The 15046-nt window shown below is 68.0% G+C and carries 10 protein-coding genes; 8 read left to right on the top strand and 2 right to left on the bottom strand.

From position 1 onward, the window contains the following. Positions 1–21 precede the first annotated feature (21 nt). From LuPra_RS11710 to LuPra_RS11685, 7 genes are all read left to right on the top strand, one after another. Complete coding sequence (locus LuPra_RS11710; RefSeq protein WP_110170909.1) at positions 22–1350, top strand: asparagine synthase-related protein; 1329 nt, start codon at positions 22–24, stop codon at positions 1348–1350. Further along, positions 1347–2384 (top strand): radical SAM protein, encoded by a 1038-nt coding sequence (locus LuPra_RS31805; RefSeq protein WP_157899037.1) that lies wholly within the window; start codon positions 1347–1349, stop codon positions 2382–2384. Before LuPra_RS11710 ends, LuPra_RS31805 begins: the two co-directional genes overlap by 4 nt. Next, positions 2381–4006 (top strand): NAD(P)/FAD-dependent oxidoreductase, encoded by a 1626-nt coding sequence (locus LuPra_RS11705; protein WP_157899036.1) that lies wholly within the window; start codon positions 2381–2383, stop codon positions 4004–4006. Before LuPra_RS31805 ends, LuPra_RS11705 begins: the two co-directional genes overlap by 4 nt. Then, positions 4003–7485, top strand: a complete 3483-nt coding sequence (locus tag LuPra_RS11700; protein ID WP_110170907.1) for a CRTAC1 family protein — start codon at positions 4003–4005, stop codon at positions 7483–7485. The genes LuPra_RS11705 and LuPra_RS11700 overlap by 4 nt, the downstream gene beginning before the upstream one ends. A gap of 134 nt (positions 7486–7619) precedes the next feature. Then, on the top strand, positions 7620–9293 hold the full coding sequence (locus LuPra_RS11695) for a CRTAC1 family protein (RefSeq protein ID WP_234800844.1): 1674 nt from the start codon (positions 7620–7622) through the stop codon (positions 9291–9293). Further along, complete coding sequence (locus LuPra_RS11690; RefSeq protein WP_110170905.1) at positions 9290–10174, top strand: hypothetical protein; 885 nt, start codon at positions 9290–9292, stop codon at positions 10172–10174. Before LuPra_RS11695 ends, LuPra_RS11690 begins: the two co-directional genes overlap by 4 nt. Continuing rightward, on the top strand, positions 10161–10367 hold the full coding sequence (locus tag LuPra_RS11685) for a hypothetical protein (protein ID WP_110170904.1): 207 nt from the start codon (positions 10161–10163) through the stop codon (positions 10365–10367). Before LuPra_RS11690 ends, LuPra_RS11685 begins: the two co-directional genes overlap by 14 nt. A gap of 69 nt (positions 10368–10436) precedes the next feature. On the opposite strand, the gene LuPra_RS11680 is transcribed toward LuPra_RS11685, so the two are convergent. Then, positions 10437–10793: a hypothetical protein gene (locus tag LuPra_RS11680; RefSeq protein ID WP_110170903.1), complete on the bottom strand. Its 357-nt coding sequence runs from the start codon at positions 10791–10793 to the stop codon at positions 10437–10439. A 10-nt stretch (positions 10794–10803) separates the two neighbouring features. Next, positions 10804–12315, bottom strand: a complete 1512-nt coding sequence (locus LuPra_RS11675; protein ID WP_110170902.1) for a hypothetical protein — start codon at positions 12313–12315, stop codon at positions 10804–10806. Positions 12316–12369: 54 nt separating this feature from the next. On the opposite strand from LuPra_RS11675, the gene LuPra_RS11670 reads away from it, so the two are divergent. Further along, positions 12370–14946, top strand: a complete 2577-nt coding sequence (locus LuPra_RS11670; RefSeq protein WP_110170901.1) for a hypothetical protein — start codon at positions 12370–12372, stop codon at positions 14944–14946. Positions 14947–15046: the final 100 nt, after the last annotated feature.

Here is a 15046-nt window from a genome sequence, read left to right as displayed (position 1 = left end):
GAGCAACGGTAGAATCGTGCAATGCACCGTTACGTCGAGCGGGTCGTCGATCTTCTGGACCCATCCCTGAACGTGCTCCATGACATGACCGAGGACGAGGCGCGGGCGCGGGTGCTGTCTGCCGACCCGGATGCGGTGCGAGGCATCGAGGGGTCGTTCGCGCTCGTGGCGCGGGATGGCATCACCGTTTGCATGGCCCGCTCACTCGATCGGCCGATGCGGTACTTCCTCGCCAAGCGAGCCGAGGGCCCAGCGCTCTTCATCGCCGACCGCATGGACACGCTGCGATCGGCGCTCGCGGCCGAGGGCCTGGCCCACCAGTTTCATCCGAGCTACACGCGGATGGTGCCAGCGCATCACGTGGTGGAACTGCGTCTGGTCGGCTGCCCGGATCCCGATCCGACCTACACCCGTTTCTTCACACCCGAACGCTCGGCGCTTCCGCCGAACCTGGACGTGATCGGCCAGCGCTACATCGGCGCGCTCGCGTTCGCAGTGGCGCGCTGGCTTCAACATGTGGATCGCGTGTCGAGCGGCACTGCGCCGATCGGCGTCTGCTTCTCGGGGGGCATCGACAGCGGATCGGTGTTCCTCGTGGTGTACGACACGATGCGGCGCCTCGGCATGTCGCCAGCGCGACTCAAGGCGTTCGTGCTCGATGCGGGTGGTCCCGATGTCGCGCAGGCCCACGAGTTCCTCGACCGACTGGGCCTCGGCCTCTTCTTCGAGGCGATCGACGCGGGCCCCGAGGCGCTCGATCTGCAGGAAACCCTGCGCGTGCTCGAGGACTACAAGCCGCTCGACGTCGAATGCGCGGCACTCGGCCTGCGCCTCTTCCGCGGCATCCGCGAGCGATATCCGGAGTGGCGCTTCATGCTCGATGGCGACGGCGGCGACGAGAACCTCAAGGACTACCCCATCGAGGAGAATCCCGAGCTTACGATCCGCAGCGTCGTCGACAACCTCATGCTGTATCAGGAGGGATGGGGGGTCGGCCGCATCAAGCACTCGTTGACCTACAGCGGCGGCCTGAGTCGGAGCTACGTACGGACCTACGCGCCGGCCCGTCGCTACGGCTTCGATGGCTTCAGTCCGTATACGCGGCCGTCGGTGGTCGAGGTCGCCGAGGGCATTCCGTTTGCGTCGCTGACCGCCTACGACGTGCCGACGCTGTACGGCCTCAAGGGCGACATCGTCTCGCGTGGCGTCAAGGCGATGACCGGCTTCGACATGCCGGTGTTCCCCAAGCGGCGATTCCAGCACGGGGCCATTCCTGTCGAGACACTGCGGACCTCGCTCATCGCCGACGAGGCCGCATGCCGGCGCGCGGTACACGCCTTGTTCGCATGACCTCCCTGGCCGTCACCCACACGGGCACGGCCTATCCATCTGGCCGGCGGGCGCGCGATCGGTTCGTGCTCGCGCGGCGCACTTCACGGCAAGCGCTCGATCCCCTCGCGCACCAGGGCGTCGTGATCGAGCCCGAACGCGCGGCCGATGGAACGCGCGTCGATTCGGTCACTGTCTTTCTGACCGGACGCGAATGCCCCTGGCGCTGCGTGATGTGCGACCTGTGGACGCACACCACTGCGGCAATCACGCCGCGCGGCGCGATCCCCCTGCAGATCGCCAGCGCCATCGCGGCGATCCGCCAGGCGCCCGCGATGCCCCCGGTGATCAAGCTGTACAACGCCGGCAGCTTCTTCGATAACCACGCCGTCCCGCCTCAGGACGATGGCGCGATTGCGGAAGCGCTGCGTCCGTTCACCCGCGTGGTGGTGGAATCGCATCCGTCACTTGTCGGCGATCGCACGTGGCGCCTGCGCGATCTCCTGACCCGCGACGGCCGCACGACACGCCTCGAGGTCGCGATGGGCCTCGAGACGGCGCACCCGAACGCGCTCGAACGACTCAACAAGGGCATCACGGTGGAATCCTTTGCAAAGGCCGCTCGCGCGCTCGCCGAGCGCGAGGTCGACCTGCGCGTGTTCCTGCTGATCCATCCGCCGTTCGTGCCGCCCGAGGAGCAGGACATCTGGCTCACCCGGTCGATCGGCGTCGCGTTCGACTGTGGCGCCACCGTTGTCTCGCTGATCCCCACGCGGGGGGGTAATGGCGCGCTCGAGGCGCTCGCAGCGCAGGCAGACTTTGTGGCGCCAAGCCTGATCGATATCGAGCAATCTGCAGCAATCGGCCTCTCGGCCCTCAGTCTCGGCACCAACGCGCGGGGCCGCCTGTTCATCGACACGTGGGACATCGAGCGCTTCGCGACCTGCCGGCGCTGCGCGCTGCCGAGGCAGGCGCGTCTCACTCAGCTGAATCTGGACCAACGCCTGCCGCCGCCGCTCGCGTGCGACGCCTGCGGCGAGGTGACGCCGTCGTGACACTTCTCCGCTCACGGCGTATCGACACCGACGTCGCCATCGTCGGCTCCGGGTTCGCCGGCTCGCTGCTGGCCCTGGTGCTACGTCAGCGCGGGATGCGGGTGGCACTCCTCGAGCGCGGTCGTCATCCGAGGTTTGCCATCGGCGAGTCCTCGACCCCGCTCGCGGGACTGCTCATCGAGGAACTCGCGGACCGATACGACCTGCCGCGTCTGCGTCCGTTCTCGAAGTGGGGCACCTGGCAGGCGGCGCATCCGGACGTCGCCTGTGGCCGCAAGCGAGGCTTCAGCTTCTTCCAGCACGACACTGGATTGCCATTCGCCGACGACCACACGCACGCGCGGCAACTGCTGGTCGCCGCGAGCCCGAACGACACCATCGCGGACACGCACTGGTATCGCCCCGACTTCGATCACTGGCTGGTCCGAGAAGCCGAGGCCGCTGGTGTCTGCTACCTCGATGAGACGTCTCTCGATGTACCGGTCTTCGATCAAGGCCACCCCGTGATCGAGGGCACACGTCGAGGCGCGAGTGTGCGCATCGACGCGGCATTCCTCGTGGACGCGAGTGGCCCACGAGGTTTCCTCTGGAGCCGGCTTGGCCTCGGCGATACACCGATGGGGTGGCTCCCGCCGACGCAAGCGCTGTACGCGCACTTCGAGGACGTCGAGCGTTGGGACGCTCTTGTTCCATCCGATTCGACGCCGCCGTACCCGGTGGACGATGCCGCGCTCCATCATGTGCTGCCGGGTGCATGGGTGTGGGTGCTGCGGTTCAGCAACGGCGTGACGAGCGCAGGCGTGGCGGCGATCGATGCTGTCGCGCGTCAGTACGGACTCAATGAAGGCGCCGATGCATGGACACGCCTCTTGGCCGACTACCCTTCCCTGCAGGCGCAATTCACAGCGGCGCGGCCGATACGACCGTTCGTCCACGCACCACGGATCGCCCACCGGACAGCCCTTGTCGCCGGTCGTGACTGGGCGCTGCTGCCGTCTGCGGCCGGCGTCATCGATCCCTTGCTATCCACCGGGTTTCCCCTGACCCTGCTTGGCATCGGTCGCCTGGCTCGCGTGCTGGAGGACACATCGCCTGGAAGCGCTCGCGAGGCGGCTCTCGCGCGATATGCGCAGGACACGGCGGACGAACTCGAGGCCACCGAACGTCTCGTGGCTGCCCTTTACACAAACATGTCGGATTTCCCGCTGTTCAAGCGCCTGACTGCACTATACTTCGCCGCCGCGAGCTACGCCGAGACGGTGCGTCGCCTCGGGCAGCCAGATCGGGCGCGTGGTTTCCTGCTGCACGCGGATCCCGTGTTCGGACCGGCACTGCGCGCGATCTCCGGGCGTGCTCTCGCACTCACAGTCGGCGGAGCGCGTCACGATGCGCGGCAGCGCTTGCTCGACGACATTGCTGCCGCCATCGCCCCGTTCGACGTCGCAGGGCTTGGCGATACGACACGGCGCGACTGGTATCCCGTGCTCGAGTCGGACCTGCACGCCGCCCACGAACGCCTCGGCGTTTCGCACGCAGCCATCGATGCCCTTCTCGCCCGCTGCGGGTTCGGCAACGCGACTGCCCACCCGCCGCGCGTATTCGCCGGGCAGGAGCGCGCATGACGGACTCCCGACTCGCCGCGTTTGCGTTGACCATCGGAATGGGCTTCGCCGTCGGGCCCCTGGCGGCGTGCCGACAAACGGCCGATGTCTCGCCGGAGGTCTACCGCGAAGCCGTCGTCGCGTTCCACACGGCCCTGGCGGCGATCGACACGAGCCAGGAAGTCCTGGCCCGCGAGAAGCTGGATCGTGTCGTGGCCCTGGTGCCGCAGGAGCCTGCGGGCTGGGCCAATCTCGGGCTGCTGCTGCTGCGACAACAGGAGAACGCCGCAGCCAGGGAGAAGCTGACTCGGGCCGCCGAGCTCGCTCCGAACGCGGCCGCAATCGTGCGCCTGCAAGCGCTCGTCGAAAGTCGTGAGGGCAATCTCGCCGAGTCGACACGCCTGTGGCGCCGTGCCGTCGAACTCGATCCCACCGACCCGAAGGCCGCCTATGCGCTGGCGCAGGAGACGGAACGGCAGGGCGGTAAGGACGCCGACGCCGAGGCACAGCGCGTACTCGAACAGCTCCTGACGCGGTCCGACAGCCTCCCCGTACGCCTCGACTACGCGCGCCTGGCCGCGAAGCGTGGCGACGCGCGTGGGCTCGCGCAGGCGCTGGGCTCATTGGCTGCCGTGTCGGGCGCATGGCCAGTGGCCGCACGTGAGCGCCTTGCAGCGGTGCAGGCCGCGGCGGCATCCAATCCGCGAGCGGCGGCGACGCAGGTGGCCTTCCTGCGCAACCTGCTCACGCGCGAGACCGCATATCGACGAGCGCTCGCGCGGGTGACGACGCCGCTCGATGCGGTCGGCGAGCCAATCACCCGCTTCCTGGTGCTGCCGGCACCGACCGTGGCGCCCGCCCCGCCGGACACGGGCATTGGCTTCAACATCGTGGTGGCTGGCGAGGACGCCAGCAGCTGGGTGGGAACCATTGCGATCCACGCCGACGACCGGGAGACCCTGATCGCGGCAACGTCCACTGCGATCGAGGTACATACGCGCCCGGGTTGGCGGATCCCGCTGCCAGCGAAGCAGCGGACGGCGCCTGGCGACGTGCGGGTCATCGCAGCGGACCTGAACTACGACTACCGTACCGACCTGGTGCTCCTTGGCGCGGATGGTCTTGCCTTCAAGGCCTTCACGGGCCAGGTCGACGAAGGGGCTTCCGTCGATCGCACCGCAGACACGAAGCTGGACGCAACGACGCTGCGCACCCCGACACGCGCGGGCTGGCCTGCGGACGTCGATGTCGATGGCGATCTCGATCTCGTCATCGCCCCGATCGACGGCGACGCCTTCGTGCTGCGCAACAACGGCGACGGTACCTTTGTGCGACAGCAACCCTTCGGACCCTGCAGCCGGCTGCAGGGGTTTGCGTGGGCGGATTTCGACGGCGAAGGCGTCCCCGATGCCGCGTGCCTCGACGCAGCCGGAGCCGTGCAGGTCTTCGTCAATCTTCGAGGTGGCGCGTTCGAGGCCGCGCGCGTTCCGGGGGCTCCCGCGACGCTGCTGGCGGTGGCCGCTGGTGACGTCACAGGCGATGGCCGTCCCGATCTCGTCGGCGTCACGGCGAGCGGCGCCATCGTGGCCCTGACGTTCGAGGAGGCGGCAAGTGGCGCGGCGCAGTTGCAAGCGCCGGTCTGGCGCTGGCGCGACATCGCCCGACTGCCCGCAACGCCGGCCGGTGCGACGACAGCCACCACCCGACTGCTGCTGGCCGATCTGGACAACAACGCCGCGCTCGACATCATCGTCTCGGCCACGGACACGCAGGTGCTGCTCGGTGGATCTCCCTACGGCTTCATCGCGCTGGCAGCGCCCATCGCATTACGCACGCGTGCGGTGGCAGATCTGGATGACAAGGGGCGACTCCATCTCGTCGGCCTCATGGCGGACGGCCGCCTCGCCGTTGCAGAGAACGTCGGCACGAAGGCGTATCACTGGCAGCGCGTGAGAGCGCGCGCCGCCACCGCCACCGGCGACCAGCGCGTCAACTCCTTCGGCATCGGCGGCGAAGTCGAAGTCCGCAGCGGCCTCCACGTGCAGACGTACCCGATCGCCGGCCCAATCGTACACATCGGGCTCGGCGAGGCGACGACGAGCGACGTCATCCGGATCTTCTGGCCGAACGGTGTCATGCAGTCGGAGTTCCTGCAGAAGGCCGACGCGACGATCCGGGCCGATCAGCGCCTCAAGGGATCGTGCCCGTGGCTGTTTGCCTGGAACGGCCGTGAGATGGCCTTCGTCACCGACCTGATCTGGCGGTCGCCCCTCGGCCTGCGCATCAATGCGCAAGTGACAGCCGACGCGTCCATGACCGAGGACTGGGTGAAGGTCGGCGGCTCGCAGCTCGTACCGCGCGACGGCGCGCACGACCTGCGTATCACCGCGGAGCTCTGGGAAACCCATTTCTTCGACCTCGTCTCGCTGGCCGTTGTCGATCACCCGCTCGGCACCGAAGTCTTCGTCGACGAGCGCTTCGCGATTCCCGCGCCCGCGCTCGCGCCGGTCGTCACTGGTCCGCTGCAGCCGTTCGCGCGAGTCATCGACGACACCGGACGCGACGCCTCCGCCGTGGTCAAGTCTCGGGACGATCAGCACCTCGACTTCGCGGGGCGCGGCGCCTACCAGGGGATCACGCGTCAGCACGCCATCGAGCTCGTCGTACCGGATGAGGCCTCGCGCAAGGGTCCGCTCTACCTGGTCGCGCAGGGCTGGGTTCACCCGACCGACAGCTCGATCAACGTGGCCATCGCGCAGGGCACGCAGGCGAAGCCGATGGGCCTCGCCCTCGAGGTCGCCGGCGCCGACGGTCGCTTCCGCGTCGTCAAGTCGAACCTCGGCTTCCCTTCAGGCAAGGACAAGAGCGTCCTGATTCCGCTCGACGGCGTGCTGCCGGCGTCGGGCCCGCGCCGCCTGCGCCTCACGACGAACCTCGAGATCTTCTGGGATCGCCTGGCCTGGGCCGTCGGCCGTCCCGACGTCGCTGTCGCGCCGCGACGCCTGCCGCTGCGTTCCGCGGAGCTCCGCTATCGCGGCTTCTCGGTCACGGCGCAGCAGGAGAGCGCGCCGGAGCGACCACGCTACGTCGTGCAGGGCACGGCGCCGCGCTGGCTCGACCTCGAAGGGTTCCACACCAGGTTCGGAGACGTGCTGCCGCTGCTCACGTCAGTGGACGACAGATACATCATCATGAACGCTGGCGACGAACTGGCCCTGCGCTTCACCGAGGCACCGGCCGCCGGACCCGGCATCGTGCGCGACTTCATCGTCGTCGGCGACGGCTGGGTGAAGGACGGCGATTACAACACGACCTTCTCCCGCACGGTGCTGCCGCTGCCCACGCACGCCAGCGGCCGATACGACAAGGCGCCGAACAACCTCGAAGACGACCCCGTCTACCGGCAGCACGCCGACGACTTCGCGACGTACCACACCCGGTACGTCACCCCAGACGCGCGCAACGCGCTGCGTGCGCGCGTCCCACGCCAGGCCCGATGACACGCTACGCTCGACCGCTTCTCGCTCTACTGTTCCTGGCGTTGCTCGCCACGCCATGGCTGATGCGCCACTTCGGTCGTCGGGCCGTAGTGGCCGAGGCCACCAGCGACCCGCGGACCCGGTATGGCTTTCGAATGACCGAGTCTTCGAGGACCGCCGGGCTGAACTTCGTACATGCGGCGCCGACGCTGGACGCGAAGCTGGCGCACATCATGCCGCAGGTGGCATCGATGGGGGCGGCCGTGTCCGTGGTGGACGTCGACGCCGACGGTCACGCCGATCTCTACGTGACCGACAGCCAGGAGGGGTCGCGCAATCGCCTGTATCGCAACCGCGGCAATGGCACGTTCGAGGAGATCGCGGCAGCGCTCGGCATCGCCGCACTCAACGAGGCGTCGACGGGTGTGTCGATGGGATCGGCATGGGGTGACTACGACAACGACGGCTTCCCTGACCTGCTGCTCCACCGTTGGGGGCGACAGGAACTGTTCCACAACGACGGCGGCCGCGCCTTCACGCGGGTGAGCGAGCAGGCGGGCCTGCCGACCTGGGCCAACATCAACACGGCCACGTGGCTGGACTTCGATCGCGACGGGCGACTCGACTTCTTCATGGGCGGCTACTTCGCAGAGGACGTCAACCTCTGGGCGCTGTCGACCACGAAGATCATGCCGCAGAGCTTCGAGTACGCGACCAACGGCGGCCGCAAGTACCTGTATCGCAACCTGGGAGGGGGGCGGTTCGAGGAGGTCAGTGCCGCGCGCGGGCTCGCCTCGACGCGCTGGGCCCTTGCTGTGGTGGCCGCCGACCTGCGCGGCACCGGCTATCCGGATCTGTTCATCGCCAACGACTATGGTGTGTCGGAGCTCTTCGTCAACGAAGGCGGTCGGTTCCGAGAGGTCGGGCGCCAGGCCGGCGTCGGCTACGCGCCCAAGAGCGGCATGAATGCAGCGGTCGGCGACGTCCTGAACCAGGGCCGCTTCGCGATCTACGTCTCGAACATCTCCGAGGAGGGCATCCTCATCCAGGGCAACAACCTGTGGGTACCCACGGGTGGCGACGCGAAGACCCTGCCCACGTACGAGAACCTTGCCCGCTCGATGAACGTGGACCTCGGCGGCTGGAGCTTCGGCGCGCAGTTCGGCGACCTCAACAACGATGGCACGCAGGACCTGTACCTCGTGAACGGCTACGTGTCCGCCTCTCGTACCGAGAGCTACTGGTACGACTACTCGAAGGTGGCTGGCGGACACGAGGTTGTCATCTCCGACGCGAAGAACTGGCCGGCGATGGGCACGCGCAGTCTTGCCGGCTACCAGGCCAAGCGCGTCTGGGTGAACGACGGCGCGGGCCGCCTGGTCGACGTGGCACAGATGGTCGGCGTCACCGATCGCCACGATGGCCGCTCGGTCGCGCTCGCCGATTTCGCCAACCGCGGCATGCTCGACGTCGTGGTCGCCAACCAGCGCGGACCGCTGCTGCTCTATCGGAACGACGTCGCACCCGGGCGCGGCTGGATTGGCTTCGACCTCGAGGGCAGCTGCCGTCCCGATACGCCGGCGAGCCAGCGCTGCTCCAACCGCGACGCGATCGGCGCACAGGTCACGCTGCACTGGCAGGGCCAGCAGCAGGTGCAGGAGGTGCTCGGCAACTCCGGATTCTGTGGCCAGAACCAGCGTCGGCTGCACTTCGGACTCGGGGCGGCCACTGTCGCCGACCGGGCGGTCGTCCGCTGGCCCTCGGGTAAGATGCAGGAGATCGTGCATCCGTCAATCAATCAGGTGCACGTGCTGAGGGAACCCGCATGACCGCGCCATTCAGCGGTGGGCTGCAGAACCTCCGGTTCGACAAGCGCTACCTCGCACCGGTTCTCGTCACGATCGTCCTCATCGTCGGGCAGGTGACGTTCGGATTCCTCGAGAGCTGGTCACGTACCGCGCTCGCCATCGGCACGTCGATCGCCGTCGAACTCGTGCTCGGCCGGCTGTTCGGCGGGCGCTGGCCGCATCTGGCGTCGGCGTACGTGTCGGGCATCAGCGTCGGCATGCTCGTGCGTTCGCCGGAGTTCTGGCCGTACGCCCTCTGTTCAGCCATCTCGATCACGTCCAAGTACCTGATCCGCGTCGACGGACGGCACATCTGGAACCCCTCGAACCTTGGCATCGTGGCGATGCTGGTGCTCGCGGCCGACACGGTGGCCGGCCTGAGCGTGCAGTGGGGTAACACACTCCTGCCCATGGTGGTGGTCTGGGCGTTCGGCACCGTGATCATCAGTACGCTCGGCCGATTGCACATCACCCTCACCTACGTCCTGTCGTTCCTGGTCCTTGCCGCACTGCGATCGGCACTCACTGGCCACCCGTTGCTCGCCGAAGCCGCACCGATCACCGGGCCGATGTACCAGCTGTTCATCTTCTTCATGATCACGGACCCGAAGACCACCGTGTCACCGCGGTGGGCACAGTGCGTGGTCGCCTTCCTGGTCGCCGCGGTGGAAGCGACACTGCGGCTCATGCAGTTCGTACACGCGCCGTACTACGCGTTGTTCATCGTCGGCCCGACGGCCAACCTGATCGAGATTGCCCTGGCGCGCCGCGCCGCGCGTCTCGCCACCGCTCCGGCAGATACCGCTGCCGGCGCGTCGCTCGTCCCCTCATTGCCTCAGGAGACACCGCGTGTTCGAACGTGACGTGATCGCCAACCAGAAGACCATTCTCAAGAACCAGGCCACGCTGCTCAAGGGCCAGGGGACGATCGTCGCCAACCAGAAGAAAATCCAGGCCAACCAGGCGAAGATCCAGGCCAACCAGAAGACCATCCTGGGCAACCAGAAGAAGCTCGACCAGGTGCTGGCCAATCAGAAGGCGCTGCTCGCCCGTTGACGACCGCCCTGCGGCCGGAGAAGTCCGGGACCGCTTGCACGGATGACGTGAGGTCTTAAGAAAGGCGGCTCACGCCCGGCCCAGCAGGCGCGGCACCAGGTAAGCGCTCGGGGCCATCAGCAGGAGCGCGCTCCACTGCGACCATCGTGCGTCTGCCGCCGGACTGGACACTAGCGACGCCGCCGCTCCGAGCGCCAGCAGGCAGGTCATGCCGACCACCGCCCAACCCCGATGCGGTGCGATTCGGGATGCCACGAGGCCACCGAGCCCGGCGAAGCACACACCGTAGCCTGCCGTGAGCGCGACGAACCAGAGCGGCTGCACGGCATGCAGGTTGCGGCCAGTGAGCGCGCCAAGGGCCACGCCCGTGATCGCGAAGATCAGATAGCCGCAAAGGGCGCCGAAGATTGCCCGAAGCACATTCATTCCAGGTCCGCTAGTCTGGCCCTGCCGGACAGACCCACCAGCGGGCGACACGCGATCCGTTGCACGGCGTCGTCGATATCAGCACGGCCTGCGACTCGTGCAGTTCGAACAGTTCCCCGTACTCGCGGATACGGACGATGTTCGACGAGGCCACACGAACGCGCTCGGCCGTGAGAAAGGTGACGTGATAGGCATCCCAGAAGTTCGCGCGCGCGTGATGGATGCCGTGGCTGACCAGGTAATCCGCGAGCAGACGGTGATCTGCCGTCGGCGGCGTCGCCACGTATTCGCGAACGAGCCGCCCATGCGCGGCGGCCGACAACGCCGCCCATGCCAGCACGACGCCCACCGATGCCAGTTTCGCCAGGCGTCGGTGCTCCACCGCCAGGTGAAGTCCCCATAGGCCGACGGGGAGCAGCAGTCCCAGCAGCATGTACCGCATCGTGAGATGACTGCGCTGACCGCACATCACGGCGTACATGGTCATCGCCTGTACGCCAATCATCATGAGGTAGCCACAGAACCAGCCTGCCTCGCGCTCCCGGGAGAGCCCGCGCGCAAGCAGGACGCCGGTGCGGACCAGCAGGAAGAGTGTGGCGATGAGCAGGACTGGCCACAGCCAGTCAGCACCTTGGGACGTGCGACCGGACACGATGCCGATGCTCATCACGCGCTGGCGCTGTGCGCCGAACATTTCCGGTACCTGGGCCGTCGCAAGGGCCCGGAGACGATCCAGCACCTGGCCTTCGTTCCAGCAGAACCGCCGTGCCACTTCGGTGGCATGGTCGGCGGTACGTTCCTCGGCATACGACGTACCCGGGCCATACGCAGACGCGAGAGGCACCAGCGCACGGACCAGTTGCACGACGCTCAGGATCGCGACGGCCGTGACCGTCCATCGTCTGAGCCCATCGAGACTGGCGAGACGACCTCGTGCCAACTCGGTGAGGGCCAGCGCAGCGACCCCGTACGCGGTGAACTCCCTGTGAAGCAGGCCGACGCCGGCAACCAGGCCAAGTCCCAGGGGACGATCGCGCAGCCACCAGAACGCCAGGACATACAGGAACGGCTCGATGTTGCAGCCGTTGGCCTGCACCAGTCGACTGGCCGTACCCGGCGGCGGCAGGATGAAGAACATTGCGGCAACCAGCCCTGTTAGCGGACGCAGACCAGCCCAACGCTCCAGCGCCACGATCAGTCCAGCGGCGACGACGATGTTGGCGATCAGCAGGGGAATCTTCAGCGTGGCTACCGAGATTCCGCCGAGGGCGAAGGCCGGTGCGACCCAAAGCGCCTCGATGCCGAGCAAGTACTGCTGGCCGTAGAAGTAGAGCGGAAACGCCCTGCCTTCGAGCAGGTGCTTCGCCATCAGACCGACGATGGCTTGATCGGCATCGAAGTGCGACTGTTCCCACGCGATGAACACGTAAGCCCGGAAGACGACCAGGACTGCCGCGATCAGGATGGCGGTGAGCCGCTCGCGGGTAGCCGTCGCGTGCGCGGAGGCGCGAAGGGCAACCATCAGGTATTCGAAGCGTCTCAGCGGTGACTGCGACGTGGCCGCTAATATACCCGCATGCGACCGCGGTTCGTGGGCGTCTGTGCGTTCGTGGCAGTCCTCGCGACCTGCTTGATCACGCTGGCGCCGGAACTCGCTTTGCGGGCCGACTGGGCGACGGCCCGTACGTGGCTGCTGTGGGAGTCGGGTGTGCTCGAGGAAGCGGCTCGTGTGGGCGGCCCTGCCCACCTCTCACCATCTGGTGTGTTGTTGCGCGCCTGGTGTGGCACCGGCGTGAACCTGAATGTCCTGACGAGTGCACTTGCGGCGACGTCTGCCGCTGCGGTGGGGCTGGTCGCGACGCGCATGGCCTCCCCGGGCCTGGCGCTGGGCGTGGCACTCGGCTTCGGCTGGTCCGCAGCGCTGTGGTCCAGTGCTGTGGTCGCGGCCGGCAACCTACGCCCGGTGCTCGACCTGGCGTTACTGTCGGTGGCCCTGGTCGGCGCCAGGGCGCCCGGCCCGCGCGGACGCCTCCTGGGCGTGGCGCTATCGCTGGTCGCGGCTCTCGACGACACCGCGTTGCTGTGGTGCTTCATCGGAGTGACGTGGCTCGCCACCAACCGGCGCAGGTTGGTCGCAGGGGCGCTGGCGCTGGCCGTGCTACTGATCGCGGTGCAGTGGCGAACCGATGTCGCGCTGTCCTCGTCGGCGACGGGAGCCGGCCGTGAGGTCGGCGAAGTGCTTGCCGCGCACCGGTCCCTCTGGCTGGGAGGCGCGCCAGGTGCCGACGCCATGGCGGTGATGTGGGAGCGACTGCAAGCGATCGGTATCGATGCAGCGCGGAGCCTGGGGGCGCTGGGGCTCGGCCTGGTCGCCGTGGGACTCGTCGCTCCGGTCAGCGCCCTGCCCGTCAGGACACTTGCCGCGAGCCTGCTGGTTGGAGCCACACTCGGACCGATTCCCGGGGAGTTCGAGCGCGAGTCGCGCACACTCTTCCTTCTTCTGCCGGCATGGCTCGCCATCGCGGCCGGCATGGCGCGCCTCGCTCGTGCGGGTTGGCCGCAGTCAGTGGCGCTGGCAGGATGGCTGGCCGTCGTCGTTCCCGCAATCCAGGCGCTCGCGCTGGTGAACGCGCAGGCCCGGGTGATCGCCGGCAGCGGTGACGCTCTTCACGACGTCCTCTCACAGACCTCACGGGGAACCCTGCTCGTGGAGCGCACGCCGCTTCTGCGCGTGCTGAGGTGGGGGGTGCTGCGCAGCGGTGCCGAGGGCCCGCAGGTGCGAGGCGTGAGCCTCGCGGTCCTTCCAGGCGCCGAGGGGGCGCCCGTGAGGCTATCAGAAGGAGCATGGCAGCAACTGGCACTCGCAGGCGCGGACGCGACAACGGCACGCATCGTCGGTCGGCCGCTGTCGACGGCGCTGGCAGACATACCCACCAGCGCGGTGGTGGCGATCGCGGGCACGCCGGGGGCGTACACGCCGGAGGTATGGGCAGTTCTGTCCGCCTCCACGGGCCGCCCTGACGCACAAGCTGCGGGCCTCGTGATGCACCGGCTGCTGCCGGATCTGCATGTCGTGCGCACTGGTGCGTCGGTGACGCTGGACGTGTCCCCCAGTGACCCGGGTGGGCTGCCAGCATCGTTGGTGCCAGCCGGCGGCATCGGCGCGCGGGCCACCACGCGGGAGGCCACGACGGTGCTCAATTCACTCGAAGTCGCACACACGTCCGAGGGACTCGCGATCGCGTACTGGGATCCCCGCACCGGGGAGTGGGGCGGCGACGTTTTTCGCCGGACCGACGGCCTCGCTGGCGCGTGGCAGGTGCCAGGGCTCGCGTGGTACGACCTCATGGCGCCCCCGATGTGTTCGCCTGTCACGCGCTCGTGGGCTGACGTGCGATCGCTGGCGTCCAGTGGCAGGGTGGGCCTGGTCGTGCCGGCCCGGGGATCCCTCACCTTCTGGATCGGCAGTCGTCGCCCAATCGCGGCGCGCGCCGCGACGGTGGGAGAGCGATCGGCACCGCAGTGGGCCGCGGCGCAATTCGTGAATGATGCTACCGGCCGCGAGGCCGTCTCGGCCGAACTCGCGCGCGACGGCCTGCCACCGGTCAGCACAGAGCTGCTGTCGCGCGTCGTGCTGACCAACCCGGACCCCGTCCCGTCGCTGGTGGCCCTTGCCCTCGGCGGCCCGCCGCAGTGGCTCCAGGTGCAGGGCCCCGCGGGAGCAAGCGTGTGTCACGGTCCGGGCGGGGCCCGCGTCTTCGCGGCGGCCACCCCCTCGCGACAAGTCTCCATCAGCCTGGCGGATCAGGAAGCATTCGGCGAAGGCTGGGCGACCGTCGAGCGACAGGGTGGCACGAGGATGCGTGCGCTTATCGGCGCGTCCGGCGAACTATTCATCCATTCGGACCTCCCGGGTGATGTCCGGTTCGAACTCGGCACGATGGAACGGAGTGACTCCACGACGCCGCAACTGTTCCTGGAAGTCGACGGCGTTCACGTCGGGCCGTCGACCAACCATCAGGGGGTTCACGGCTGGACGATTCCACCGACGATGTGGACACGCGGCTTCCACGTCGTGCGCATCCACCGCGCGACCGGGCCTGCTCCAGGCCGCATTGCCGTGACCTCCCTATTGCTCACGAAGCTATCGTGATCGCCGTGCCCAGCCTCTGGCGTGAGGGATAGAACGTGGGGGCCACGTCGTTCCGTACAGCCACGGCAGGGTGCGATGGCGGCCACTGTGGTTTGTACCT

The organism is Luteitalea pratensis, from assembly GCF_001618865.1.
Taxonomy (GTDB): Bacteria; Acidobacteriota; Vicinamibacteria; order Vicinamibacterales; family Vicinamibacteraceae; genus Luteitalea; species Luteitalea pratensis.
This window is presented reverse-complemented; position numbering and strand designations above follow the sequence as displayed.

Coding starts and splice junctions, on each gene's coding strand:
- LuPra_RS11675 (WP_110170902.1), bottom strand. CDS start 12,315: ATGGTTGCCCTTCGCGCCTCCGCGCACGCGACGGCTACCCGCGAGCGG.
- LuPra_RS11680 (WP_110170903.1), bottom strand. CDS start 10,793: ATGAATGTGCTTCGGGCAATCTTCGGCGCCCTTTGCGGCTATCTGATC.
- LuPra_RS11700 (WP_110170907.1), top strand. CDS start 4,003: ATGACGGACTCCCGACTCGCCGCGTTTGCGTTGACCATCGGAATGGGC.
- LuPra_RS11695 (WP_234800844.1), top strand. CDS start 7,620: ATGACCGAGTCTTCGAGGACCGCCGGGCTGAACTTCGTACATGCGGCG.
- LuPra_RS31805 (WP_157899037.1), top strand. CDS start 1,347: ATGACCTCCCTGGCCGTCACCCACACGGGCACGGCCTATCCATCTGGC.
- LuPra_RS11710 (WP_110170909.1), top strand. CDS start 22: ATGCACCGTTACGTCGAGCGGGTCGTCGATCTTCTGGACCCATCCCTG.
- LuPra_RS11690 (WP_110170905.1), top strand. CDS start 9,290: ATGACCGCGCCATTCAGCGGTGGGCTGCAGAACCTCCGGTTCGACAAG.
- LuPra_RS11670 (WP_110170901.1), top strand. CDS start 12,370: ATGCGACCGCGGTTCGTGGGCGTCTGTGCGTTCGTGGCAGTCCTCGCG.